25 protein-coding genes and 1 tRNA gene are annotated in these 22,532 nt (G+C 67.3%); 15 read left to right on the top strand and 11 right to left on the bottom strand.

What is annotated here, in order from left to right; all coding sequences use genetic code 11:
• Positions 1 to 8 precede the first annotated feature (8 nt).
• Positions 9 to 785, bottom strand: coding sequence for an SURF1 family cytochrome oxidase biogenesis protein (locus ABD683_RS16945; RefSeq protein WP_344771247.1), 777 nt, complete (start codon positions 783 to 785; stop codon positions 9 to 11).
• 68 nt (positions 786 to 853) lie between these two features.
• On the opposite strand from ABD683_RS16945, the gene moaA reads away from it, so the two are divergent.
• Complete coding sequence (moaA, locus tag ABD683_RS16940; RefSeq protein ID WP_344771246.1) at positions 854 to 1,840, top strand: GTP 3',8-cyclase MoaA; 987 nt, start codon at positions 854 to 856, stop codon at positions 1,838 to 1,840.
• A 5-nt stretch (positions 1,841 to 1,845) separates the two neighbouring features.
• On the opposite strand, the gene ABD683_RS16935 is transcribed toward moaA, so the two are convergent.
• Both ABD683_RS16935 and ABD683_RS16930 read right to left on the bottom strand, forming a co-directional pair.
• Entirely contained in the window at positions 1,846 to 2,040 is a 195-nt protein-coding gene (locus ABD683_RS16935) for an acetone carboxylase (RefSeq protein WP_344771245.1), read from the bottom strand.
• A complete protein-coding gene (locus tag ABD683_RS16930) occupies positions 2,033 to 2,347 on the bottom strand; it encodes a DUF3099 domain-containing protein (protein WP_344771244.1) in 315 nt (104 codons plus the stop codon). Before ABD683_RS16930 ends, ABD683_RS16935 begins: the two co-directional genes overlap by 8 nt.
• Positions 2,348 to 2,389: 42 nt before the next feature.
• On the opposite strand from ABD683_RS16930, the gene ABD683_RS16925 reads away from it, so the two are divergent.
• Positions 2,390 to 2,605: a dodecin gene (locus tag ABD683_RS16925; RefSeq protein ID WP_344771243.1), complete on the top strand. Its 216-nt coding sequence runs from the start codon at positions 2,390 to 2,392 to the stop codon at positions 2,603 to 2,605.
• Between the two features lie 3 nt (positions 2,606 to 2,608).
• Here the strand turns inward: ABD683_RS16925 and ABD683_RS16920 are convergent, their stop codons facing one another.
• Complete coding sequence (locus tag ABD683_RS16920) at positions 2,609 to 3,811, bottom strand: MFS transporter (protein WP_344771242.1); 1,203 nt, start codon at positions 3,809 to 3,811, stop codon at positions 2,609 to 2,611.
• A gap of 88 nt (positions 3,812 to 3,899) precedes the next feature.
• On the opposite strand from ABD683_RS16920, the gene ABD683_RS16915 reads away from it, so the two are divergent.
• Positions 3,900 to 4,205 (top strand): transcriptional regulator, encoded by a 306-nt coding sequence (locus ABD683_RS16915; RefSeq protein ID WP_344771241.1) that lies wholly within the window; start codon positions 3,900 to 3,902, stop codon positions 4,203 to 4,205.
• On the opposite strand, the gene serB is transcribed toward ABD683_RS16915, so the two are convergent.
• On the bottom strand, positions 4,202 to 5,413 hold the full coding sequence (gene serB, locus ABD683_RS16910) for a phosphoserine phosphatase SerB (RefSeq protein ID WP_344771240.1): 1,212 nt from the start codon (positions 5,411 to 5,413) through the stop codon (positions 4,202 to 4,204). The genes ABD683_RS16915 and serB overlap by 4 nt on opposite strands.
• 80 nt (positions 5,414 to 5,493) lie before the next feature.
• Between serB and ABD683_RS16905 the strand changes: the two genes are divergently transcribed.
• Genes ABD683_RS16905 through ABD683_RS16895 form a run of 3 tightly spaced genes read left to right on the top strand, consistent with a single transcriptional unit; the run spans position 5,494 to position 7,855 of the window.
• A complete protein-coding gene (locus tag ABD683_RS16905; protein ID WP_344771239.1) occupies positions 5,494 to 6,315 on the top strand; it encodes an ABC transporter ATP-binding protein in 822 nt (273 codons plus the stop codon).
• Positions 6,312 to 6,764: an NfeD family protein gene (locus ABD683_RS16900; RefSeq protein ID WP_344771238.1), complete on the top strand. Its 453-nt coding sequence runs from the start codon at positions 6,312 to 6,314 to the stop codon at positions 6,762 to 6,764. The genes ABD683_RS16905 and ABD683_RS16900 overlap by 4 nt, the downstream gene beginning before the upstream one ends.
• The gene (locus tag ABD683_RS16895; RefSeq protein ID WP_344771237.1) at positions 6,764 to 7,855 is read left to right on the top strand and encodes an SPFH domain-containing protein; all 1,092 of its coding nucleotides are present in this window, start codon (positions 6,764 to 6,766) and stop codon (positions 7,853 to 7,855) included. The genes ABD683_RS16900 and ABD683_RS16895 overlap by 1 nt, the downstream gene beginning before the upstream one ends.
• Before the next feature lie 3 nt (positions 7,856 to 7,858).
• Here the strand turns inward: ABD683_RS16895 and ABD683_RS16890 are convergent, their stop codons facing one another.
• The gene (locus ABD683_RS16890) at positions 7,859 to 8,386 is read right to left on the bottom strand and encodes a YbhB/YbcL family Raf kinase inhibitor-like protein (RefSeq protein ID WP_344771236.1); all 528 of its coding nucleotides are present in this window, start codon (positions 8,384 to 8,386) and stop codon (positions 7,859 to 7,861) included.
• An 18-nt stretch (positions 8,387 to 8,404) separates the two neighbouring features.
• On the opposite strand from ABD683_RS16890, the gene ABD683_RS16885 reads away from it, so the two are divergent.
• The gene (locus tag ABD683_RS16885; RefSeq protein ID WP_344771235.1) at positions 8,405 to 9,208 is read left to right on the top strand and encodes a TrmH family RNA methyltransferase; all 804 of its coding nucleotides are present in this window, start codon (positions 8,405 to 8,407) and stop codon (positions 9,206 to 9,208) included.
• Between the two features lie 104 nt (positions 9,209 to 9,312).
• Here the strand turns inward: ABD683_RS16885 and def are convergent, their stop codons facing one another.
• Positions 9,313 to 9,912, bottom strand: coding sequence for a peptide deformylase (gene def, locus ABD683_RS16880; protein WP_344771234.1), 600 nt, complete (start codon positions 9,910 to 9,912; stop codon positions 9,313 to 9,315).
• A gap of 151 nt (positions 9,913 to 10,063) precedes the next feature.
• Here def and ABD683_RS16875 point away from each other — a divergent pair, with 151 nt between their 5' ends.
• The 3 genes from ABD683_RS16875 to ABD683_RS16865 are packed head-to-tail and all read left to right on the top strand — an operon-like array spanning position 10,064 to position 12,937.
• Complete coding sequence (locus ABD683_RS16875; protein WP_344771233.1) at positions 10,064 to 11,377, top strand: acyl-CoA dehydrogenase family protein; 1,314 nt, start codon at positions 10,064 to 10,066, stop codon at positions 11,375 to 11,377.
• A gap of 13 nt (positions 11,378 to 11,390) precedes the next feature.
• On the top strand, positions 11,391 to 12,605 hold the full coding sequence (locus ABD683_RS16870) for an acyl-CoA dehydrogenase family protein (protein ID WP_344771620.1): 1,215 nt from the start codon (positions 11,391 to 11,393) through the stop codon (positions 12,603 to 12,605).
• Entirely contained in the window at positions 12,605 to 12,937 is a 333-nt protein-coding gene (locus ABD683_RS16865) for a DUF952 domain-containing protein (RefSeq protein WP_344771232.1), read from the top strand. Before ABD683_RS16870 ends, ABD683_RS16865 begins: the two co-directional genes overlap by 1 nt.
• Here the strand turns inward: ABD683_RS16865 and ABD683_RS16860 are convergent.
• The gene (locus ABD683_RS16860; RefSeq protein ID WP_344771231.1) at positions 12,915 to 13,961 is read right to left on the bottom strand and encodes a zinc-dependent alcohol dehydrogenase family protein; all 1,047 of its coding nucleotides are present in this window, start codon (positions 13,959 to 13,961) and stop codon (positions 12,915 to 12,917) included. The genes ABD683_RS16865 and ABD683_RS16860 overlap by 23 nt on opposite strands.
• A gap of 41 nt (positions 13,962 to 14,002) precedes the next feature.
• Between ABD683_RS16860 and ABD683_RS16855 the strand changes: the two genes are divergently transcribed.
• On the top strand, positions 14,003 to 14,362 hold the full coding sequence (locus tag ABD683_RS16855; protein WP_344771230.1) for an FKBP-type peptidyl-prolyl cis-trans isomerase: 360 nt from the start codon (positions 14,003 to 14,005) through the stop codon (positions 14,360 to 14,362).
• A 9-nt stretch (positions 14,363 to 14,371) separates the two neighbouring features.
• The gene (locus ABD683_RS16850; protein ID WP_344771229.1) at positions 14,372 to 15,094 is read left to right on the top strand and encodes a GAP family protein; all 723 of its coding nucleotides are present in this window, start codon (positions 14,372 to 14,374) and stop codon (positions 15,092 to 15,094) included.
• Positions 15,095 to 15,104: 10 nt separating this feature from the next.
• On the opposite strand, the gene hrpA is transcribed toward ABD683_RS16850, so the two are convergent.
• The 3 genes from hrpA to ypfJ form a co-directional block, all read right to left on the bottom strand.
• Entirely contained in the window at positions 15,105 to 18,686 is a 3,582-nt protein-coding gene (gene hrpA / locus ABD683_RS16845) for an ATP-dependent RNA helicase HrpA (protein ID WP_344771228.1), read from the bottom strand.
• Positions 18,687 to 18,693: 7 nt separating this feature from the next.
• Positions 18,694 to 19,350, bottom strand: a complete 657-nt coding sequence (locus ABD683_RS16840) for a CPBP family intramembrane glutamic endopeptidase (RefSeq protein WP_344771227.1) — start codon at positions 19,348 to 19,350, stop codon at positions 18,694 to 18,696.
• 108 nt (positions 19,351 to 19,458) lie between these two features.
• Positions 19,459 to 20,355, bottom strand: a complete 897-nt coding sequence (ypfJ, locus tag ABD683_RS16835; RefSeq protein WP_344771226.1) for a KPN_02809 family neutral zinc metallopeptidase — start codon at positions 20,353 to 20,355, stop codon at positions 19,459 to 19,461.
• Positions 20,356 to 20,408: 53 nt separating this feature from the next.
• Here ypfJ and ABD683_RS16830 point away from each other — a divergent pair, with 53 nt between their 5' ends.
• The 3 genes from ABD683_RS16830 to ABD683_RS16820 all read left to right on the top strand — a co-directional run bounded on the left by ABD683_RS16830 (position 20,409) and on the right by ABD683_RS16820 (position 22,476).
• Positions 20,409 to 21,686 carry a DUF445 domain-containing protein gene (locus ABD683_RS16830; RefSeq protein WP_344771225.1) on the top strand — a complete coding sequence of 426 codons (1,278 nt, stop codon included), beginning with the start codon at positions 20,409 to 20,411 and terminating at the stop codon, positions 21,684 to 21,686.
• 377 nt (positions 21,687 to 22,063) lie between these two features.
• The gene (locus ABD683_RS16825; RefSeq protein ID WP_344771224.1) at positions 22,064 to 22,321 is read left to right on the top strand and encodes a DivIVA domain-containing protein; all 258 of its coding nucleotides are present in this window, start codon (positions 22,064 to 22,066) and stop codon (positions 22,319 to 22,321) included.
• A gap of 70 nt (positions 22,322 to 22,391) precedes the next feature.
• A tRNA-Leu gene (locus ABD683_RS16820) sits at positions 22,392 to 22,476 on the top strand.
• The last annotated feature ends 56 nt before the right edge of the window (positions 22,477 to 22,532 follow it).

Genomic DNA, 22,532 nt, shown 5'->3' with positions numbered 1-22,532 from the left:
TCGGAAGGTCACAAATCGCGAGGGTCGGCGGTCGTCGCGAAACCGTCGATGCGGGTCGGGTTGCGGCGCTCCTTGGCCTCGGCCCAGGCGAACCAGAAGTAGCCGACGCTCGCGAGCAGGGCGAAGAACCACCACTGGAGCGCGTAGAAGAAGTGCGGCCCCTGGCCGAGCTCTGGCTTGGGCTCCAGCGCGAGAGCGTCGTCGGCGGCCGGCTGCTGGGTGCGGAGGTTGAGGTAGCCGTTGCTGAGGTCGTAGGGCACAGACGTGGCCATCCCGATGCTGGAGATGGCGCGGATCTGACCGTTGACGGGACGCGTGGCATCGCTGCCGGCACCGTTGTCCTGCCGCAGCCAGCCCATGATGCTGACCTCGCCGGGCGGCGGAGGAGGTACGTCAGGGTGGTCGACGGTGTTGTTGGTCTCGATCCAGCCACGGTCGACGAGCACCGCGGATCCGTCGGCCAGCACCAGCGGCGTGACGACGTCCACCCCGGGAGCGCCGTCGCGGGTCGAGAACTTCACCGTGACCTGGTGCTCGACGTCGTACGTGCCCGTCGCCGTGACACGCGTCCACTCGGTCGAGTCGTCGACCCCGTCGCCGGGGGGCAGAGCGGAGGACAGGTCGACCGGGGCAGCCTTGAAATGAGCCGAGATGACCTTGTTCTGGTCCAGCCGATGGTCGAGGCGGTGGATCTGCCACAGCCCGAGGCGGACGCACACACCCGCGAGAAGGACGACGAATATCGCAAAGCCGATCCAGCGAATGCTCATCAGGAAGCGGAACACACCATGACGGTAGTTGAGTGTGCCAACCATGGCGCTGCGGGGTGGCCACGCACGCCTAGGATGGGCGCATGCAGCTCATCGACACCCACGGCAGGGTCGCCACCGACCTCCGGGTGTCGCTGACCGATCGATGCAACCTGCGATGCCAGTACTGCATGCCCGCCGAGGGCCTCGAGTGGATGCCGACCGCGGACACACTCACCGATGACGAGCTCAACCGGCTGATCCGCATCGGCGTCGAGATGCTCGGCGTCCGGGACGTACGCTTCACCGGCGGCGAGCCACTGCTACGACGCGGACTGCCCGCCATCGTCGCCGCCACCACGGTGCTGCCGTCGCGCCCCCGCACGGCCATGACCTCCAACGGTCTGGGCCTCAAGCACACGGCCGGAGCGCTCGCCGCGGCCGGACTCGACCGGGTCAACATCAGCCTCGACACGACTGACGCCGAGACGTACGAGAAGATCACCCGTCGCAACCGTCTGGGCGACGTGATCGACGGACTCAAGGCCGCCTCGGACGCGGGACTCGCACCGGTGAAGGTCAACGCGGTGCTGCTTCGTGGGATCAACGACCTCGAGGCTCCTGACTTGCTGCGCTGGTGCATCAAGCACGCGTACGAGCTGCGATTCATCGAGCAGATGCCACTCGACGCCCAGCACGGCTGGAATCGCGCCGAGATGATCACCGCTGACGAGACTCTCGCACTCCTGGAGGAGCAGTTCCGTCTCACACCGCTCGACGGTCGCGGCTCGGCGCCGGCCGAGACGTTCCGGGTCGACGACGGTCCGCACACTGTGGGCATCATCGGCTCGGTGACGCGTCCGTTCTGTGGCGACTGCAACCGCGTGCGGCTCACCGCCGACGGCCAGATCATGAACTGCCTGTTCGCCCGCGAGGAGTCCGACCTGCGGTCAGCGCTGCGCGGGGGAGCGAACGACTCACAGATCGCCGAGCAGTGGGTCGCGGCGATGATGACCAAGCTGCCGGGTCACGGCATCGACGACCCGACATTCCTGCAGTCGGCGCGACCCATGTCCTCCATCGGCGGCTGACCCGATCACACCAGCGGGGTGTTCTCGATCCAGAATCCGCGGGCGTCGAGGAACCGCTGCAGCGACTGCACGTGCTCGTCGCAGGCGAACCAGACCTTGCGCCGGTCGGGCGTGTGGATCTTGGGGTTGTTCCAGATCACCTGGTGGGTCGCGTCCTCGCCGCAGCCCTTGGCCGAGCAGACGAGCCGGTCGTCACTCATCGAGCTGTGAGGGGCGGGGGGCCTCGATGGCCTTCTCGGGGCCGAACACCGACGGCCCCGAGCCACGCTGGCGTACGCCGGCATTCGCGAGGATCACCGACGTGTAGGGGAGCAGCAGCGCTCCTGCCACGAGCACCCAGCGCAGCCAGCCGTCGGCGATGATCGCGCCGACGAAGCACAGCGTGCGAATGGCCATCGAGATCGCGTAGCGACGCTCGCGACCGCCGATGTCGTCGCTGTGCGACGTGGCAGCGGTCGTGATCGAGTAGACCTGCTGCTTGCGGGGCTCCAACGGTTCGCGTGTCACACCTCCAGAGTACGTCGCTGCGCCACCGTGCATGATGTGAGCATGAGCAACCGCACCTATCGCATCAGTGAAATCGTCGGCACTTCCACCGAAGGAGTCAGCGAGGCCGTCGACAACGGGATCGAGCGCGCCGGCCAGACCCTGCGTCATCTCGACTGGTTCGAGGTCACCAACATCCGTGGGCAGATCACCGACACCGAGGTCTCGCACTACCAGGTGACGATGAAGATCGGCTTCCGCCTCGAAGACGACGAATAGCACTCAGTCCGGTGAGGCGAACGTCCTGAGCAGGGCCGCCGCGCCTGACAGCACGACAACTGCGCCGCCGTACAGGTACGTCGTCGTCGCCAGCCCGATGTGCGGGGCGGCGATTCCCGCGATCACGGCGGGGATCGCGAAGGCGATGTAGCTGACCACGAACACCGAGGCGAACAGCTCGCCGCGCTCGTGTGCACCGACGAGCGGCGTGATCGAGCGCATGATGCCCAGGAATCCGGTGCCGAAGCCCGTCCCGGCAAACGCAGCAGCCACGAGGAACGCCCACAGCGATCCGGCGTCGAGGGCGGCGAGAGTCAGGGCCGTGCCGAGCGTCAGGGCGGTGGTGCCGTAGATCGTGATCCGGCGCGGCGAAGCCGCGCGTGCGAGGAAGCACGCGACCCCGCCGAATCCGGTCAGCATCGTCACGACGAGCCCCTGCTCGAGGTGGTTGGTGCCACCGAGCTCCTGCGCGACGATCGGTGCGCCGAGCGACAGGTAGAGGCCACCGGTCGCCCAGCCCGCGATCAGGGCCGGTGTGCTGCGCAGGAACGCCGCACGAGCCGGCACCGGGACTCCTGCACGGGGCTTGAACGACTGCGCCAACCCTTCACGCCGTGGCGACGTCTCAGGCAGCAGCCACACGGCAACGGCGAGCAGGACGTACACGGCGGTCAGCGCGCCGAACACGACGACCAGTGGTGCGCCGGCATGATCGAGCACGATCCCGCCGAACAGGGCGCCGAGGGCCAGTCCAGCCATCGGGCTGACGCTGTTGAACGTCGCCGCTGCACCGGGCTTCTCGCTCGGCTCCAGATCCACGACGAACGCCGACAGTGCGGACATCAGGAGACCCGAGGCGATGCCCTGGGCGATGCGGGCCGTGAACAGCATCGACACCGAGTCTGCGTGCCAGAACACGACCATGCTCAGCGCCAGCATCACGAAGCCGGACGAGACGACCGGACGTCGTCCCGCGTGGTCCGACAGTGATCCTGCCACCAGGAGCGTCGCGAGGAGTGCGAGGGCGTACACCGCGAAGATGCCCGTGAGCGTCGCGGAGGAGAAGCCGAGCTCCTGTTGCAGCACGGGATAGAACGGCGACGGCGCACTCGCGCCGGTCATCATCGCGACCAGGGCCACGAGTCCGACGGTGAACGGACCTGCGGTCCGGCGAGTGATCGCAGGGGAGTCGAGCGTGATGGTCATGGGATTCCTCGGGACGGATTTGGTTCCAAAAAGTTGGAACCATGCCAAGGTACGTCGGGGTCCACCACAGTTCAAGTATTATCGAACCATGGCTTCGTATGACCTCGAACACCCTGCGATCGACGAGATCGAGCTGACGGACGTGCTGTTCGCGCTGAGCGATCCCGCGCGCCTCGAGATCGTGCGCGAGGTCTCGGCGGGTCCGCTGAGCATGGCGGAGTGCGGGGCGACCAACCCGGCACTGCCGAAATCCACCAAGTCCCACCTGATGAAGGTGCTGCGCGAAGCGGGCGTCGTCCGCAACGAGCCGGATGGCCGAGGCCGCAGGCTCACCCTGCGTCGCGAGGAGCTCGACGAGCGGTTCCCGGGCCTGCTCGACTCAATTCTGCGCTAGGGGGTGTCCGCAGCGTCGGCGGCTTCGACCTCTTCGCGGGTGATGCCGAGGAGGTAGATGATCGCGTCGAGGTAGGGCACGTTGACCGACGTGCGGGCCTGGTCGCGTACGACCTGCTTGGCGTTGAACGCGATGCCGAGACCCGACGCCGCCAGCATGTCGAGGTCGTTGGCGCCATCACCGATCGCGACGGTGTTGCGTACGGGTATCCGCGCCTCGTCGGCGAAACGTCGCAGTGCCTCGGCCTTGCCGGCACGGTCGACGACGTCGCCGATGATCCGCCCCGTCAGCGTGCCGTCGACGACCTCGAGCTCGTTGGCGGCGAAGTAGTCGACGCCCAGCTCGGCGGCGATTCGTTCGATGATCTGGGTGAAACCGCCGCTGACCAGCGCGAACCGGTAGCCCAGCCGCTTGAGCGTGCGGATCATGGTGCGGGCGCCCGGAGCATAGACGAGTGCGTCGTAGACCGCGGCGAGCGCCGCCTCGTCGACTCCCTCGAGCAGCTTCACCCGCGCCGTGAGCGATTCGCGGAAGTCGATCTCGCCGTTCATGGCCGACTCGGTGATCGCCGCCACCTCGGCCTCGAAGCCGGCGTGGGCGGCAATCATCTCGATGACCTCGCCCTGGATCAGCGTCGAGTCGACGTCCATCACCACGAGACGCTGGGCGTGCCGCTGGATGCCGTTCTCCTGCACCGCGATGTCGACGCCCTGCTCGAACGCCACCGCGGCCAGGTGGGCCTGCAGCTCATCGGGATCGGCCCCCGAGACCTCCATGCGGATCGCCGTCACGGGGTAGCGCGCCATGCGGACGATGCGGTCGATGTTGCCGCCGTCGTCCTTGATCTGCGCTGCGAGCGCAGCCATCGCGCTGGGCTTGAGCGGCGCACCGAGGATGACGACCTGCGTGCGACCGACCCGGCGCGGCCGGTTGTCACCCGTGCCGTACTCCACGTTGACGTCGAGCCCGAACGTGTCGCCGACGGCACGGACCGTACGCTCAAGTCCGTCGCGATCATCGGGGATCGTGAGGAGCGCACTGAGGATCAGCCGGCCTCGTACGACGAGCTGCTCGATGTCGATGACCTCGACGGCGAACGCCGCAAGGTCGTCGAACAGGCGCGTCGTCACACCGCTCTGGTCGGTACCGGTGAGGGTGACCAGGACGGTCGGATCTGTCAGGTGCAGCGCGGGCACGTGCTCGGTCATCGTGACCGAGGCTATCGCTCGCGCGTGTGTTGCTCGCGATAGGTTGACTGCACGGCGATCCATGGCGACCAGGAGTGTGCATGCCGGCTGCGTTCGAGCTGTCGAAGGTGACTGTGACGCGCCCCGGCAAGACACTTCTCGACAAGGTCAGCTGGACCGTCGACGAGGGGGAGAGGTGGGTCGTCCTCGGACCCAACGGTGCGGGCAAGACGACGCTCATGGCGGTGGTCGGCACGACGCTGCACCCGACCTCCGGCAAGGTCCGCGTGCTCGGCCAGAAGCTCGGCCGCGTCGACGTGTTCGAGCTGCGTACGCGCATCGGTCACACCAGCACGACCGTCGCTGACCAGATCCCGCCGACCGAGTCCGTACGCAACACCGTCCTCTCGGCGGCCTATGCCGTGACGGGACGCTGGAACGAGAAGTACGACGAGGAGGACATCCGCCGCGCGATCCAGATCATGGGAGAGCTCGGCATCTCCGCGCTCGGCACGCGCACGTTCGGCACCTTGTCGGAGGGCGAGCGCAAGCGGGTGCTCATTGCCCGCGCGCTCATGACCGATCCCGAGCTGCTGCTGCTCGACGAGCCAGCAGCCGGGCTCGACCTCGGCGCTCGCGAAGACCTGATCTCCAGCCTCGAGATCCTCTCGGCTGCCGATGACTCGCCCGTGCTGGTGATGGTGTCGCACCACGTCGAGGAGATCCCCGTGGGCTTCACCCACGTCCTGATGCTCCGTGACGGCAGGGTCGTGGCACAGGGTCCGATCGACACGACGCTGACGGCTGACGCTCTAGGCACTACGTTCGGACTACGACTGGAGCTCCAGAACGACGGTGGACGCTTCAGTGCACGTCGGGCAGCATACGGACATCGGGCGGACCGCAGAGGAGAAGCATCATGATCGACTGGATCAGGGACCACGCTGCCGCAGCGTGGATCGGTGTGGCGGTCATCCTCGCCATCGTCGAGATGATGAGCCTCGACCTCGTGCTGTTGATGTTCGCACTGGGCGCCCTTGCCGCCGCCGTGACCGCCGGCCTCGGCGCACCCGTGTGGGTCGCGATCGTCGTGTTCGCCGGCGTCGCGCTCGGCCTGTTGTTCTTCGTACGACCGCCGATGGTCGCCAAGCTCCACGCCGGGCCGACCCTCGCCACCGGCCACGAGGCACTCGTCGGCAGGTCTGCCGTCGTGTCCGAGCCGGTCGACAAGCACGGTGGACGCGTCAAGCTGTCGGGTGAGGTGTGGTCAGCCCGCGCCGAGTCCGACGATGAGTCGTTCGAGACCGGCACCGAAGTACGTGTGACCCGCATCGACGGCGCCACTGCCGTCGTGACAACCAAGGAGTCCTGATGTCCACAGCACTTGGAGTGCTCGTCGCGCTCGCCGTCCTGGCGATCGTGGTCGTGTCGATGACGGTCAAGATCGTGCCCCAGGCACGCGCGGGCATCGTCGAGCGATTCGGCAAGTACCGCACGACGCTGCCCGCAGGACTCAACGTCGTCATGCCGTTCGTCGACAAGGTGCGCTACATGATCGACCTACGCGAACAGGTCGTGTCGTTCCCGCCGCAGCCCGTCATCACCGAGGACAACCTCGTGGTCTCGATCGACACGGTCATCTACTTCCAGGTCACCGACCCGGTGGCGGCGACGTACGAGATCGCCAACTACATCCAGGCCATCGAACAGCTCACCATGACGACGCTCCGCAACATCACGGGTGGCATGACGCTCGAGCACGCGCTGACCAGCCGCGACCAGATCAACGCCGGACTGCGCGGCGAGCTCGACAGCGCCACCGGCAAGTGGGGCATCCGCGTCAACCGGGTCGAGCTCAAGGGCATCGACCCGCCGCCCACGATCATCGACGCGATGGAGAAGCAGATGCGCGCCGAGCGCGACAAGCGCGCCATGATCCTCACGGCCGAGGGTGATCGTCAGTCCGCGATCCTCACCGCGGAGGGCCAGAAGCAGTCGGCGATCCTCACCGCGGAGGGCAACCGGCAAGCCGCGATCCTCACGGCCCAGGCCGACCGTCAGGCGCAGATCCTGCGTGCCCAGGGCGAGGCGCAGGCCATCCAGACCGTGTTCCAGGCGATCCACGACGGCAACCCCGACCAGAAGCTGCTGTCCTACCAGTACCTCCAGATGCTGCCCAAGATCGCCGAGGGCGACAACGCGACGACGTGGATCATCCCGGCGGAGCTCACCAAGGCACTCGGCACACTGGGCGGCACGGTCGGCAAGATCCCCGTCGACGGCGGAGGCAGCAAGACGCGCGTCGACTTCGATGCACCGATCGTCGACGATGCCCCGGAGGAGGGTGCGACCGCCGAGGCCGTCCAGCAGGCGCTGGACGCCGCCAAGGCGGCCGAGAGCACCGGGGCTGCCGCAGCGCCTGCAGAAGCCCCTGAGACGCCGCCGGAGGCGCCCACCACGTAGCGGTCAGTGCTGGTAGGTGCCGTGGACGATGGCGCGCCCCAGCGTCTTGAACGCGAGGTTGAACCCCACGACGGCGGGGGAGACGTCACCGTCGACGCCAAGGGTCTCCTCCCCGACCGCGTGCACCACGAAGTAGTAGCGGTGGACCTGGTCGCCCTCCGGGGGAGCGGCGCCCATGAAGCTCTTGGCACCGCCGTCGTTGCGGACGTGGAACGCTGCGCCGGGCAGTGCGTCGTCTGACGCGCCCGCTCCCGCGGCGAGCTCGGTCACGTCAGCCGGGATGTCCACGGCGACCCAGTGCCAGAAGCCCGACACGATCGGGGCATCCGGGTCGAAGCAGGTCACGACGTACGACTTGGTGCCCTCGGGTGCGCCGCTCCAGGAGAGCTGGGGCGAGGTGTCGCCGTGCGCGTAGACCTGGTCGTCCTTCAACGGCTGACCGTCCGTCACGTCGGAGCTGGTCACGGTGAACGACGCGACTGCGGGAAGGAGTGGGTAGGGATCGGGTGTGATGGGTCGATCAAGGCTCATGATCGCTAGGCTAGCCCGGTGGCACGGATCGTACGACTGGACGATCTCGATGATCCGCGTCTGCGTGACTACGTCGACCTGCGTGACGTCCAGCTCCGTCTTCGGCTCGAGGACGAGCGCGGCCTGTTCCTCGCCGAGGGGGAGAAGGTCGTCCGCCGGGCGGTGGAGTCGGGCCACGAGCCACGCTCGTTCCTGATGTCACCGAAGTGGCTCGATGCGCTGGCCGACGTGCTGGACCGTACCGATGCGCCGTGCTTCGTGCTCGACGACCAGGCGATCGAGCGACTCACGGGCTTCCACGTGCACCGGGGAGCGCTCGCGGCCTTGCAGCGGCCCGCACTGCCGTCGCCCGCCGAGGTGCTGGCGAAGGCTCGTCGCGTCGTGGTGGTCGAGGACCTCGCCGACCACACCAATGTCGGGGCGATCTTCCGCAGCGTCGCCGCGCTCGGCTTCGATGCCGTGTTGTTGTCGCCGCGGTGCGCCGATCCGCTCTATCGCCGCGCGATCAAGGTGTCGATGGGATCGGTGTTCTGGTTGCCGTACGCCCGCGTCGACGACTGGTACGCCGCGCCTGACCTGCTCCGCGAGGCGGGCTTCACGACGTACGCCATGACGCTCGCCGACGACTCCGTGGCGCTCGACGAAGTGCCCCACGACGTCGAACGTCTCGCGTTGATCGTCGGCTCCGAAGGACACGGTCTGAGCGCCCGCTGGGAGCAGTCAGCCGATCACCGCGTCACGATCCCGATGTCAGCCGACATCGACTCCCTCAACGTCGCGTCGTCGGTCGCCGTCGCCTGCTGGGAGCTCCGAGCCCGCTAGCGTCGACTGCACATCTCACCACGCCTCGCTGACTGGCGGCTTCGCCGCGGGACGCTCACGCTGCGCTGGCGCGCTTCGACGCTCGGCCGCAGGCGGCCTCGGTCTCAGCGCTCGATGACGGGGTCGTCGACGAGGACCGTGACGGGCCAGTCGTCGGGATAGTTGTCGGAGAGCTCGTGGTGCTGCTTGTAGAGCTTCTTGCGCGCGCGCTCGGGCAGACGATCGCCGAACACGGTGCCGAACAGGTGGTCAGTCTCGTGCTGGAGGCAGCGCGCAAGGAGGCCCGTCCCGTAGAACTCGACCGGCTCGCCGTGCTCGTCCACGCCCGTCACACGGGCCTGGTCGGGGCGCGCACACGAGGTGAACGCGCCAGGCAGCGACAGGCAGCCCTCGTCCTCGTCCTCGAGCTGGCGGTCCTTGCCCTCGGGGAGCAGCAGGACCGGGTTGCACACCACACCTGTGACCTGCGTGTTGTCGGCGTCGGGGCACTCGAACACGAACACCTTGAGGTCGACCCCAACCTGGTTTGCGGCCAGACCCACGCCCCGAGCAGCTCGCATCGTCGCGACCATGTCGCGTACAAGCTCGGCGAGATCGTCGCCGAACGAGGTGACCTCCGCGAGCTCTCGGTGCATGACGGGTGTGCCCCATCGGGTGATGGGACGTACGCTGCCGCCCTCGGGCAGCGGTCTGGACTGCGACATGCCGACAAGGTTATCGAGTGCGCGTCGCCACGCGTCGCTGGTCCGGCGATGTGAGTTCGGATACCATGGGTATGCGCAGGTGTAACTCCCAGTTACAGTTCTTCCTGAGGTGGGCAACTCGTCCAACCAACATCGCTCCAAGGAGAAATCCGTGGCCAATCGCATAGATCCCATGGGCATCGGCCTCGCCGTGCTCAACCGGATCGCCAGCTCGCCGCTGGTCGACAAGCTGAAGCTTCGCAACTCGACCGAGAAGGCCGTCTACCAAGGCGCCAAGACCGGCTTCCGGGCCGCCGGTGCCGCGTCGCGCACCTTCAGGCGCGTCAAGGGTTCCGGCAAGCCCACACGGCTCGCCCGCACGGGCGACAGTGGCGTCTTCGACCTGACCCCCACCGAGGACCAGCAGATGATCGTCGGTGTCATCAAGGAGTTCGCCGCCGAGGTGCTCCGCCCCGGCGCACTCGTCGCCGAGACGGCCAACGACACCCCCAAGGAAATCCTGGCGCAGACCAGCGAGTTCGGCCTGACCCTGCTCAACATCCCCGAGGCGCTTGGAGGCCTGTCGGAGGACCGTTCCGCCGTGACTGGTGTCCTCGTTGCCGAGGCGCTCGCCGAGGGCGACATGGGACAGGCAGTGGCCTGCCTCGCGCCCGCCGCCGTCGCCACCGCGATCTCGCTGTGGGGTTCAGACGAGCAGCAGCAGACCTACCTTCCGGCGTTCGCCGGCGATGACATCCCGAGCGCCGCGCTCGCTGTCGCCGAACCCCGGGCACTGTTCGACCCGTTCTCGCTGGACACCAAGGCCGTACGCACGGCGTCCGGCCTGCGCATCAACGGCGTGAAGTCCGGCGTCGTACGCGGTGCGGAGGCCGAGCTGTTCGTGGTCGCGGTCGATCTCGACGGCACACCGACGCTGGTCCTCCTCGAGTCGAGCACCAAGGGCGTGACGATCGAGAGTGATCCGAGCATGGGTCTTCGCGCCGCAGGACTCAGCAAGCTGGTCCTCGACGACGTCGACGTCGAAGCCGGCGCCGTGCTCGGCGAGGGCTCGGTCGACGACTACCGCGAGTGCATCAGGCTCTCCAGGCTTGCCTGGGCGGCGCTTGCCCTCGGTACGGCGCGCGCCGTGCTCGACTACGTCACCGAGTACGTCAACACCCGCGAGGCATTCGGCGAGCCCATCTCGCACCGCCAGGCGGTGGCGTTCATGGTCGCCGACATCGCGATCGAGCTGGAGGGCATGCGCCTCACGACCCTCAAGGCCGCATCGCGCGCCGAGCAGGGCATGGACTTCGCCCGCGAGGTGGCACTGGCTCGCCGGCTGACGGCGGAGTACGGCATGAAGATCGGCACCGACGGCGTACAGCTGCTCGGCGGTCACGGCTTCGTCAAGGAGCACCCAGTCGAACGCTGGTATCGCGATCTGCGCGCCATCGGCCTGATGGAAGGAGCCGTCCTCGTCTGAGGACGTGACCGACATGATCAATCTTGAGACTCCCCGAAAGTTCCGCGGATTCGTCCAGCAGGCCAACCAGGTCGCCGACAACTTCCTGCGCTCCAACTCCCGCAAGTACGACCTTGCGGAGCACGCCTACCCCAAGGAGCTCGACCTCCTGGCCTCGCTGATCGACGGCATGGGTGACTCCGGTCAGGGGCAGGGCGCCGGCGCTGCCGGCGTACGCCGTGACGACTCCGACGACGACAAGGGCAAGGTCAAGAACGGCACCAACCTGTCGTCGGTGCTGTCCGTCATCGAGATGTGCTGGGGCGACGTCGGCCTGCTGCTGTCGATGCCGCGCCAGGGCCTCGGCAACTCCGCGATCGCCTCGGTGGCCGACGACGAGCAGCTCGAACGGTTCAAGGGTACCTGGGCCGCCATGGCCATCACCGAGCCGAGCTTCGGCTCCGACTCGGCCGCGATCACCACGACTGCGGTCAAGGACGGTGACGCATACGTCCTGAACGGCGAGAAGATCTTCGTCACCTCAGGTGAACGCGCCGACTCCGTGGTCGTCTGGGCGACGCTCGACAAGAGTCTGGGCCGCGCCGCGATCAAGTCGTTCCTGGTGCCCAAGAGCCTGCCCGGTATCCGGGTCGAGCGGCTTGAGCACAAGCTCGGCATCCGGTCCTCCGACACCGCCGTGATCGTGCTCGAGAACTGCCGGGTCCCGGCCGAGAACCTCCTCGGCAACCCTGAGGTCGACGTCAAGAAGGGCTTCGCCGGCGCGATGGCGACGTTCGACAACACGCGTCCCCTGGTGGCCGGCATGGCGGTCGGCTGCGCCCGCGCCGCGCTCGAGGACACTCGCAGGCTCCTGGAGGACGCCGGCGTCGTCATCGACTACGACGTGCCAGTGCAGTCGCAGTCGTACGCTGCCGCAACGTTCATCTCGATGGAGGCCGACTGGGAGGCTGCGCTGCTGCTCACCCTCGAGGCCGCGTGGCTCGCCGACAACCGCAAGCCCAACTCGATGGAGGCATCGATGGCCAAGGCCAAGGCGGGACGCGTCGGCAACAGCATCACGCTCCGCTGCGTCGAGCTCGCCGGAACTCTCGGCTACAGCGAGACCGAGCTGATCGAGAAGTGGGCGCGCGACTCCAAGATCCTCGACATCTTCGAGGGGACGCAGCAGATCCAGCAGCTCATCATCGCCCGCCGTCTGCTCGGCTTGAGCTCGTCTGAGCTGCGCTAGTGCCGCTGATTCATCACCTCGCGCTCGAAAACGCGTGGTCTGAGGCCCGACGTTCCGGCACCTACACGGTGTCGACGTTGGGCCTCGACGTTTCTGATGTCGGGTTCATCCACTGCTCACGTCCGGAGCAGGTCGATGGCGTGTTTGGCCGCTACTACGGCGACGTCACCGAACCCGTACTGCTGTTGACGATCGACACCGACCTGCTGGCGTCGCCGTGGCAGTACGACGACGTACCGGGTCAGGCGTTGAGCTTCCCGCACATCTACGGGCCACTGAACATCGATGCGGTCGTGAAGGTTGAGCCCTTCAGACCGTCAGCATCGACTTGATCGCCGTACGCTCGTCCATCGCCTGGTAGGCCTGCGCCACCTGGTCGAGCGGGACGGTCAGGTCGAACACCTTGCCGGGCAGCAGCGAGCCGTCGAGCACGTCCGGGAGGATGTCGTCGATGTAGGCGCGTACGGGTGCGACGCCGCCCGCGATGCCGATGTTGCGACTGAACATCGCCGGCACGTTGAGCTCGACGTCGTGCGGCACGCCGACGTAGCCGATACGGCCGCCGGGACGCGCCGACTGGATGGCCTGCTTCATGCTCTCCGAGGTGCCGACGCACTCGAGCACCTGATCGGCGCCGATGCCGTCGAGCAGCTCGCGTACGGCGCCGGACCCCTCCTTGCCGCGCTCCGCGACGACTTCGTCCGCGCCGAACTCGCGGGCCAGCCGCTGCCGGTCGGCGTGCCGCGACATCGCGACGATCCTGCCGGCGCCGAGGCGCTTGGCGGCGAGGATCGCGCACAGCCCGACGGCGCCGTCACCGACGACCGCCACCGTGCTGCCCGTGGTCACGCCCGCCGCGACGGCGGCGTGGTGCCCGGTCGGGAAGACGTCCGACAGGGTCAGGAGGTGGGGGACGAGCTCCTGGCTCGGTTGTGACGGAGTCGCGACGAGGGTGCCGTCGGCGACGGGTACGCGTACGACCTCGCCCTGACCCCCGTCGACCATGTGGCCGTCCTGGTCGATGCTGCCCCAGAACCCGCCGTTGAAGCACGAGGTGTGCACGCCGCGCTGGCAGAGCTTGCACGTGTTGTCGGAATACATGAACGGCGCGATCACGAAGTCACCGATCGTGACGGTGGAGACACTCGCGCCGACCTGCTCGACGATGCCGACGAACTCGTGACCGATCCGCTGGGGCCCGTGGACCTCGTTGACACCGCGATAGGGCCACAGGTCCGACCCGCAGACGCAGGATGCGACGACGCGCACGATCGCGTCACCGTCTTGGTGCAGCTGCGGTTCGGCCACGTCGTCGAGGCGGATGTCACGGGGTGCATGGAGGTTCGTGGCGCGCATGTGGTCATTGTGGCAGCGAGGCCGTGTGAGAGGGTCGACGCATGACTGACAAGCCTGAAATTGACTTCATCGAAGGGCCTGCGCCCACTGAGCTGCAGATCACCGATCTCATCGTGGGCGATGGCCCCGAGGCAGTTCCCGGCGGCAACGTCGACGTGCACTACGTCGGCGTCGAGTTCGACACGGGCGAGCAGTTCGACGCCTCGTGGGACCGCGGCCAGTCCGCCAACTTCCCGCTGCCGCAGCTGATCCCGGCATGGCAGCAGGGCATCCCGGGCATGAAGGTCGGCGGCCGACGCCAGCTCGTCTGCCCGCCGGAGCTCGCGTACGGCCCGGCCGGTGGCGGCCACCGCCTCTCGGGCAAGACACTCGTCTTCGTGATCGACCTCCTGGGGGTCTGACCCACCGGGATGGACCTCGCCGCGCTTGCTCCGCTGGTGCTGTTGGCGTTGGTCGACAGCACCAGCTTTGGCACTCTGCTGATCCCGATCTGGTTGATGCTGGCCCCCGGCCGGCTTCGGCCGGGGCGGATCATCGTGTTCCTGGCAACTGTTGCGGCGTTCTACCTCGTCCTGGGCCTGGCGCTCGTCGCCGGCCTCGATGCGTTCTCCGAGCAGCTGTCCGACGCGTTCGACACCAAGCCGGCGCAGGTGGTCCAGCTGCTCGTCGGTGTGGGCCTGCTCGTCGCAGCGTTCAGGCTGCCCGGCGGTACGTCCGCGGGGGAGTCTGGCCGGTTCACGGTGTGGCGCGAGCGGGCCGTCGGTGAGGACGGATCGACGGGTGGCCTGATGGCGCTCGCGGTCACCGCGGCCGTCATCGAGGCCGCGTCGATGCTGCCCTACCTGGTGGCGATCGGGCTCATCGGGGCCGCGGACCTGTCCTGGCCCTCGACCGTGCTGGTGCTCGCGGGCTACTGCCTCGTGATGATCCTGCCGGCTCTGGTGCTCCTTGCCGTACGGATCAGGGCTGCGACGCGAGTCGAGCCCGTGCTGCAGCGCATCAACGGCTGGATGGTCCGCAACGGACCGGAGAACACCGCATGGATCGTCGGACTCGTCGGGTTCTACGTCGCTGCGACCGCTCTGAATGGTCTCGGTGTCCTGGACCAGATCGATTCGTGGTCGAAGGGCTGACGCAGGGAGGTCAAAGGGCGTCGACCAGCGCCGACACCCGCTTGACCGACACCGGAAATGCCGTCCGCAGGTCCTGGGCGAGCAGGCTGAGCCGCAGCTCCTCGAGCGCCCATCGGACGTGCTGGACATCAGGAGCCAGACGCGCCCATACGCTCAGCCCGTCCGTACGTTCGTGGAACTCCGCCTCGAGCTCCTGTGTCGCCGCGAGGTCTGCGGGCGTCTTGCCGGCCAGTCGGCGCTTGGCTGCCTCGAGGTAGAGCGGCAGCCGCCTCAACTGGGCCACACCGGTGTCGCGGATGAAGCCGGGATAGATCAGCCATGAGAGCTGCACGCGTACGTCCTCCCCGGCCTCGGACTGGTCCGGCGTCACGTCACCCAGCGCCCTGAGCACGGCGATCACGCTGTGCACGGCGCGCTCGGTCTCGTCGTACACGTCCGCGCGTATGGCCTCCTGGAGGGCGTCGAACGCCGCTTCGTCCCACGCCGGACCGCCGTGCGACGGGATGAGCGCCTCGATCGCAGCCAGCCAGCACTCCTCGATGACGGCTGCCGCGTCAGCGTAGGGCCCGGTCGACAGCAGCAGCTTGGAGTGCAGGTCGAGGGAGCGGCCGATCTGGGGAACCGGCGCTGCGAGACCGAACGAGATCAGCTTGGCCTGACCGCGCAGCATCGCCGCGGTCTGCTCGGCCTCGGTGTCCAGCACGCGCAGGGCGACCGAGGTGCCCTCGTCGACGATCGCGGGATAGCCGGTGACCTGGCCGGCGGTGATCGTCCGGTCGATCTCGTGCACGGTCCATGCCAGCAGCCCGGACCGCTCCTCCTCGCGTGCCGCCTTGGTGAGGTCGGCGCGGACGTACGACGAGAGATCCGTGCGAAGCGTCCTGAGGTCCTTGCCACGCCCCAGCTCGTCCGTGCCGTCCATCACCCGGAACGTGACGCGCAGGTGACCCGGGAGGCTCGCGAAGTCGAAGTCCTCGGGCTGGACCATGGAGCCGTTGAGCAGGCGCATCTGGCGTGCGAGCTCGGCGCTGAGGTCGCTGGCCCCAGGATCCATGGCATCGAGCAGCCGGGGTGCGAACTGGCCTGCGGGGACGAACTCTCGACGCAGTCGCTTCGGCAGCGATCGGATCAGCTCCGTGACCAGCTCGAGCCGGTGACCGGGAACGTGCCAGTCGAACGCACGGTCGTCGACCGTCATGAGCCGTTCGACCGGGAGGTCGACCGTCACTCCGTCGTCCTCGAGGCCCGGCTCGAAGGCGTACGTCAGCGGGTAGGACACGCCATCGGAGTGCCACTCGCGGGGGAACTCATCGTCCGCGACGCCGGCACCGTGACTGAGCATCGCCGGATCGAACGTCAGCAGGTCGGGCTGGTCGACGCGGGTCTTCTTCCACCAGGTGTCGAAGTGCCGGGTCGACACCACGTGGGGTGGCACCCGCTCGTCGTAGAACGCGTACAAGGTGTCGTCGTCGATCCGCAGGTCGCGGCGCCGGAGCCGCTCCTCGAGCTCTTCGACCTGGCCCAGCATCTGCTGGTTCTTGGCCCAGAAGCGGTGGTGCGTACGCCACTCGCCCTGCACGAGCGCGTGACGGATGAACAGGTCGCGGGAGACGACGGGATCGACGCGCCCGTACTGGACCAGACGGTCGACGATGATCGGGATGCCGTAGAGCAGCACCCGTTCGCGAGCCATCACCGATCCACGCCGCGTCGACCAGTGCGGTTCGCTGTAGGACCGGTTGACCAGGTGCTCGCCGGCCTCCTCGACCCACTCCGGCTGGATCTTGGCCGCCGTACGACCCCACAACCGGCTGGTCTCGACGAGCTCGCCGACCATCGTCATGCGCGGCGGCTTCCGGGCGAGCCCGGAGCCGGGGAAGATCATGAACTTCGCCTGGCGTGCGCCGAGGTACTCACGGCCGTCGGGCTCCCGCAGCCCGACGTGGGAGAGCAACCCTGTCAGCAGGGCCTGGTGCACGAGGTCTGGATCGGCCCCGAGCCGTCCCGGCTTCATGCCCATCTCCTTCGCGGTGCGGCGCAGCTGGGAGTGCACGTCCTGCCATTCGCGGATGCGCAGGTAATGGAGGTACTCGTCGCGGCACATCCGCCGGAACGCCGAGCTCGAGAGGTTGTCGCGCTGCTCGCGGATGTACTTCCACAGCGTCAGCCAGGACAGGAAGTCCGAGTCGGGCTCGAAGAAGCGACGGTGCTTCTCGTCCGCCGCCTGCTGGTGCTCCAACGGCCGCTCGCGGGGGTCCTGGATCGACATCGCCGACACGATCACGAGCACGTCGGCGAGGCAACCGAGCTTGTCGGCGGCCAGCAGCATCCGGCCGAGGCGTGGGTCGGTCGGCAGCGTCGACATCTGGCGGCCGACCTTCGTCAGCCTCTCCGCCTGCATCGCGCCGAGCTCGTACAGGAGGTTGAGGCCGTCGGTGACCGATCGAGAGTCCGGCGGGTCGAGGAACGGGAACTCCTTGATCGCACCGAGGTCGAGGGATGCCATCTGCAGCAGCACGGATGCGAGGTTGGTGCGTTGGATCTCGGGGTCGGTGAACTCGGGGCGTCCGTCGAAGTCCTCCTCGGAGTAGAGCCGGATGCAGATGCCGTCTGCGACGCGACCGCAACGTCCGGCACGCTGGGAAGCACTGGCCTGGGAGATCGGCTCGATCGGCAGTCGTTGCACCTTGAGCCGTTGGCTGAACCGGGAGATGCGGGCAAATCCCGGGTCGATGACGTGGCGGATGCCAGGCACGGTCAGCGACGTCTCGGCAACGTTGGTGGCCAGCACGATGCGTCGGCCGGGGTGCGAGCTGAAGATCTTCTGCTGATCGGCTGCAGCCAGTCGGCCGTACAGCGGGAGGATCTCCGTGCGGGGATATCTCTTGGCGAGCAGGTAGTCCGTGGCGTCGCGGATCTCCCGCTCGCCCGACATGAAGACGAGGATGTCGCCGTCACTGGGCAGCTCCGCGATCGCCGCGGCGATCGCGTCGAGCTGGTCATCGGCGCCCGACTCGTCGAGCGGACGGTAACGGACCTCGACGGGATACGTACGCCCGCTGACCTCGATGACCGGCGCGTCGAACATCTCCGCGAAGCGGTCCACGTCGATCGTTGCCGAGGTGATGACGATCTTGAGGTCGGGTCGGCGGGGGAGCAGCTGCTTGAGGTAGCCCAGCAGGAAGTCGATCGACAACGACCGTTCGTGCGCCTCGTCGATGATGATCGTGTCGTAGCGCTTGAGCGACCGGTCCGAATGGATCTCGGCAAGCAGCAGTCCGTCGGTGACCAGCCTGATCGCGGTGTCCCTGGACGTCTTGTCGTCGAACCGTACGGCGTAGCCGACCTCCGCGCCGAGCTCGACCTCGCACTCGTCGGCGATGCGCCTGGCCACCGAGCGCGCGGCAATACGTCGCGGCTGGGTGTGCGCGATGCTGCGCTGACCCAGCTCGTACGCGATCTTGGGCAGCTGGGTGGTCTTGCCCGAACCGGTCTCGCCGGCGACGACCACGACCTGGTGGTTGCGAATCGCATCGGCGATGTCGTCGTGGCGGGCCGTGATCGGCAGCGCCGGGTCGTACGTGGTCTTCATCGGTGACTCACCACCAGTCCACGTGGTCCTTGAGGAGCGGATAGCCGACGAACACCACGACGTCCATGATCGTGTGCGCCACGATCAGCGGCAGGACGCGCTTGGTGCGGGTGTAGAAGTAGCCGAACACCAGTCCCATCACGACGTTCCCGAACGCCTGGCCGAATCCTTGGTAGAGGTGATAGCTGCCACGGATCAGTGCGCTTGTGACGATCGTCGACCAGACGTTCCATCTCATCTGCCGCAGGCGGGTCATGACGAAGCCGACGACCACGACCTCCTCCAGGATCGCGTTCTGCAACGCCGACAGGATCAGCACCGGCACGGTCCACCAGTACTGGTCGACGGGCGACGGGATGACCTCGGCGGTGATGCCCAGTGCGCGACCGGCGGCATACAGGCCGAGACCGGGCAGGCCGATCGCTGCCGCGAGTCCGGCACCCCACAGCACGTCACGTCCGCGGTGGTCGCCGGTGATGCCGAGGCGCCGAAGAGGCGAGGCCTGGTCCGGGTCGAGACTGAGCAGGTAGAGCGCAAGGGCGACCGGCACCAGCGCGAAGCCGATGCCGAGAACCTGGAGCGTGAAGTCCAGCCACTCACGGTCGCTCTGGCTGCCGTTGAGTGTCGCGGTCGAGTTGCGTATGCCCTGGTCCGTGAGCTTCACGATCAGGCTCAGGAGCGCGTAGACACCCGACTGGCCAAGTGAGAGGCCGAGAACGATCCAGACTTCAGTGCGGAACCGTGAAGAGGCGGGCCGGGTCGCAGCCACCGATCAGAGATCGTTCGTGCTGAACGTGTCGCACGAGTTGACGTTGCCACTCTCGTAGCCTGCGAGGAACCATTTCTGCCGTGACTCGCTCGAGCCGTGGGTCCAGGTTTCCTGGTTGACGTTGCCGCCGCCCAACGTGCTCTGGATGTGGTCGTCGCCGACCGCGGCTGCGGCCGAGAGCGCCGACTTGATGTCGTCGTCGGTGAGCGGCTTGAGCAGCGTCACGCCGTTCTTGTCCTCGGTCGTGGACGCGTGCTTGGCCCACACACCAGCCATGCAGTCGGCCATCAGCTCGATGCGCACGCCGCCGCTCTGTGGGCCCGTCTGGCCATCCTGGCCCTTGGCGAGGAAGCCGAGGATGTTCTCGACGTGGTGGCCGTACTCGTGGGCCACGACGTACTCCTGCGCAAGCGCACCGTCATCGGCACCGAACTTGGACGTGAGCTCGTCGAAGAAGCCGGCATCGATGTAGACGCGCTGGTCCGACGGGCAGTAGAACGGGCCGGTCGCACCAGACGCCGTGCCGCAGGCGGACTGGGTCGAGCCGGAGAAGATCACGGTCTTGGCTTCCTGGTACTGACGCTTGACGTCAGCCGGGAGGGCGTCAGTCCAGTAGTCCTGGACGCTGTTGACGGTGCCGATGATGCGGCAGACGTCGTCCCGGTTGGCATCGGATCCGGTCTTGCACTGGTCGAAGGTTGCCGTCTGTTCTTCGCCACCGCCCTGGATCTGGCTGGTGTCGAACGGGTTGGTGCTGCCCCCGGTGAGGTTCTGGCCGAAGATGAGGCCCAGGATCAGCAGGATGATGCCTCCGGCGCCACCACCGATCGCCGCTCCGCGACGGCCGCCGCCTCCGGTGACCTGGCTCGTGTCCAGCGATGCGCCTTCGTTGAAGCTCATGGCTGAAAGTGTACGCAGCACGGGTCCCGCACGTCGCCGATAGTCTTCGGCGTGTGACGACGCCTGAGAGCACCGCCAGCTTCCAGATGCCCGAGGGTCTCTCGGAGGGTGACGAGGCGCGGCTCAGGGGGCTCCGCAAGATGCGCGCGCTGGCGCTGTCGCTGCTGATCCTCGCGGCCGTCATCTACGTCCTCACCCGCGACGAGGACGGGCTCGTCGGCTACGTCAACGCCGGTGCCGAGGCGGCGATGGTCGGCGCGATCGCGGACTGGTTCGCGGTGACCGCATTGTTCCGTCACCCGCTCGGCCTGCCGATCCCGCACACCGCGATCATCCCCAACCGCAAGGAGTCGCTGGGGGAGAGCCTCCAGGAGTTCGTCGCCGACAACTTCCTGCGTGAGGAGGTGATCCGCGAACGCATCCAGACCGCCGAGGTCAGCCGACGGGTCGGTGAGTGGCTGGTGACGGGCGAGCACAGTCAGCGCCTGGTCCACGAGGGCTCTCGCGTGCTCTCGGACGCGCTGTCCCACGTCAAGGAGTCCGATGTCGCCGCGGTCATCGAGGAGGCACTCATCCCTCGTCTCCGCGAGGAGGAGCTGAGCCCGGTCGTCGGACAGCTGCTCGAGGAGGTCCTGCGCGACGACGCGCATCGTGGTCTCGTCGACCTGGTGCTCGACGAGCTGGGCCGCTGGCTGATGCACAACCACGACGAGGTGGCGGCGCTGATCGAGAATCGAGCGCCGTCCTGGACGCCGCAGTGGCTCGACAAACGGGTCGCCGGATGGGTCCACGAGCAGGTGGTCGAGTGGGTTGCCGAGATCAGCCGTACGCCGGGTCACCCCGCCCGTGTGACGCTCGACAGCTGGCTGGTGCAGCTGGCCCACGACCTGCAGCATGACGCCGAGACGATGCAGCGCGCGGAAAACCTCAAGGAGCGCATGCTGTCCCAGCCACGCGTGATTGCGACCTCGATCCAGCTGTGGGACGCCTTGCGCCGTGCACTGATCGGGTCACTCGGTGACGAGAACGGATTGCTGCGACGCCGCGCCCGTGAGGAGGTCGACGCGTTCGGCCAGCGGCTGATCGACGACCCGGAGCTGAGCCGCCGACTCGATGCCACGATCTCCGACGTGGCCGCGTACGCCGTCAACCACTACGGGCACGAGGTCGCGACGATCATCTCCGCGACCGTCAACCGGTGGGACGGCAAGGAGACCGCCGAACGCATCGAGCTGCACGTGGGACGCGACCTGCAGTTCATCCGGATCAACGGAACCGTGGTCGGTGGTCTCGCCGGCGTCGTGATCCACGCCATCTCGGCCACTCTCTGACCATTTTTCGGCCTGATTTTGTGGAAAAGATGTGCACAACCGGGGTCACCCTGTGGGTGACATGTCCAGGTCTGTGGGCAACCCTGGGGACGGGCAAAAATACCCAAAAAACTTCTCGAAAAGCTATTGCGCACCCTCGGGCCAGGGCATACAAATGACCTACGCACTCCTTCGGGAGAGCGGGAAAGAATCAAAGTTTGATCCCATGGTCAGCGACGCAAGTCAAAGACAGTCAGCCAGTGATGTGGCAGGCGGGTGAAGATGGAGATTCCGGATAGATCGAGATCATCACACTCGGCCAAGGCGAGGCCCCGGGAACTCATACTTCCCGGGGCCTCAACTCATTTGTGCACCCACATTCTGCCAAACTTCCGGGCATGACGCACACCGCGATACGGACCTTCAGCAAAGTTCGCTTGCGCGAGGGCTACGACATCGACGAGGTCGACGCGTTCCTGGCGGAGGTCGAGCGCAATCTCCTCGGCCCCCTTCCCCACGCCGAGCTCGCCCGTCGGATCGCCCACGCGCGGTTCACGCCCGTACGGCTGAGACAGCAGGGCTACGACATGGGTGCGGTTGACGAGCACCTCGACACGCTCCATGAGTGGGCGGTGACCGGACGGCGCCAGGCATAGACCGGATTCGGAACCCCACCGGACGTTTGCTAAAGTTCAGTGCTGCACAGCGCTCTTGGAGCGCGCACCCGTCCGGGTGGCGGAATGGTAGACGCGCTAGCTTGAGGTGCTAGTGCCCTGTAAGGGGCGTGGGGGTTCAAGTCCCCCCTCGGACACGCACGACCCTCACACTCTCGCCGGTGTGGGGGTCTTGTACTTTCCCGCGACTTTG

Source organism: Aeromicrobium panaciterrae (assembly GCF_039537165.1).
Lineage (GTDB): Bacteria > Actinomycetota > Actinomycetes > Propionibacteriales > Nocardioidaceae > Aeromicrobium > Aeromicrobium panaciterrae.
Note: the sequence above shows the minus strand (reverse complement) of the source record. Positions and strands in the feature narration are given on the sequence as shown.

Excerpts from the sequence above, each read along its gene's own strand:
- def (WP_344771234.1), bottom strand. The coding sequence starts at position 9,912 with ATGTCGCAGTCCAGACCGCTGCCCGAGGGCGGCAGCGTACGTCCCATC.
- ABD683_RS16860 (WP_344771231.1), bottom strand. The coding sequence starts at position 13,961 with ATGCGCGCCACGAACCTCCATGCACCCCGTGACATCCGCCTCGACGAC.
- ABD683_RS16920 (WP_344771242.1), bottom strand. The coding sequence starts at position 3,811 with ATGACCATCACGCTCGACTCCCCTGCGATCACTCGCCGGACCGCAGGT.
- ABD683_RS16855 (WP_344771230.1), top strand. The coding sequence starts at position 14,003 with ATGACTGACAAGCCTGAAATTGACTTCATCGAAGGGCCTGCGCCCACT.
- ABD683_RS16915 (WP_344771241.1), top strand. The coding sequence starts at position 3,900 with ATGGCTTCGTATGACCTCGAACACCCTGCGATCGACGAGATCGAGCTG.
- ABD683_RS16890 (WP_344771236.1), bottom strand. The coding sequence starts at position 8,386 with ATGAGCCTTGATCGACCCATCACACCCGATCCCTACCCACTCCTTCCC.
- ABD683_RS16850 (WP_344771229.1), top strand. The coding sequence starts at position 14,372 with ATGGACCTCGCCGCGCTTGCTCCGCTGGTGCTGTTGGCGTTGGTCGAC.
- moaA (WP_344771246.1), top strand. The coding sequence starts at position 854 with ATGCAGCTCATCGACACCCACGGCAGGGTCGCCACCGACCTCCGGGTG.
- ABD683_RS16870 (WP_344771620.1), top strand. The coding sequence starts at position 11,391 with ATGATCAATCTTGAGACTCCCCGAAAGTTCCGCGGATTCGTCCAGCAG.
- ypfJ (WP_344771226.1), bottom strand. The coding sequence starts at position 20,355 with ATGAGCTTCAACGAAGGCGCATCGCTGGACACGAGCCAGGTCACCGGA.
- ABD683_RS16925 (WP_344771243.1), top strand. The coding sequence starts at position 2,390 with ATGAGCAACCGCACCTATCGCATCAGTGAAATCGTCGGCACTTCCACC.
- ABD683_RS16935 (WP_344771245.1), bottom strand. The coding sequence starts at position 2,040 with ATGAGTGACGACCGGCTCGTCTGCTCGGCCAAGGGCTGCGGCGAGGAC.
- hrpA (WP_344771228.1), bottom strand. The coding sequence starts at position 18,686 with ATGAAGACCACGTACGACCCGGCGCTGCCGATCACGGCCCGCCACGAC.
- serB (WP_344771240.1), bottom strand. The coding sequence starts at position 5,413 with ATGACCGAGCACGTGCCCGCGCTGCACCTGACAGATCCGACCGTCCTG.
- ABD683_RS16895 (WP_344771237.1), top strand. The coding sequence starts at position 6,764 with ATGTCCACAGCACTTGGAGTGCTCGTCGCGCTCGCCGTCCTGGCGATC.
- ABD683_RS16905 (WP_344771239.1), top strand. The coding sequence starts at position 5,494 with ATGCCGGCTGCGTTCGAGCTGTCGAAGGTGACTGTGACGCGCCCCGGC.
- ABD683_RS16900 (WP_344771238.1), top strand. The coding sequence starts at position 6,312 with ATGATCGACTGGATCAGGGACCACGCTGCCGCAGCGTGGATCGGTGTG.
- ABD683_RS16825 (WP_344771224.1), top strand. The coding sequence starts at position 22,064 with ATGACGCACACCGCGATACGGACCTTCAGCAAAGTTCGCTTGCGCGAG.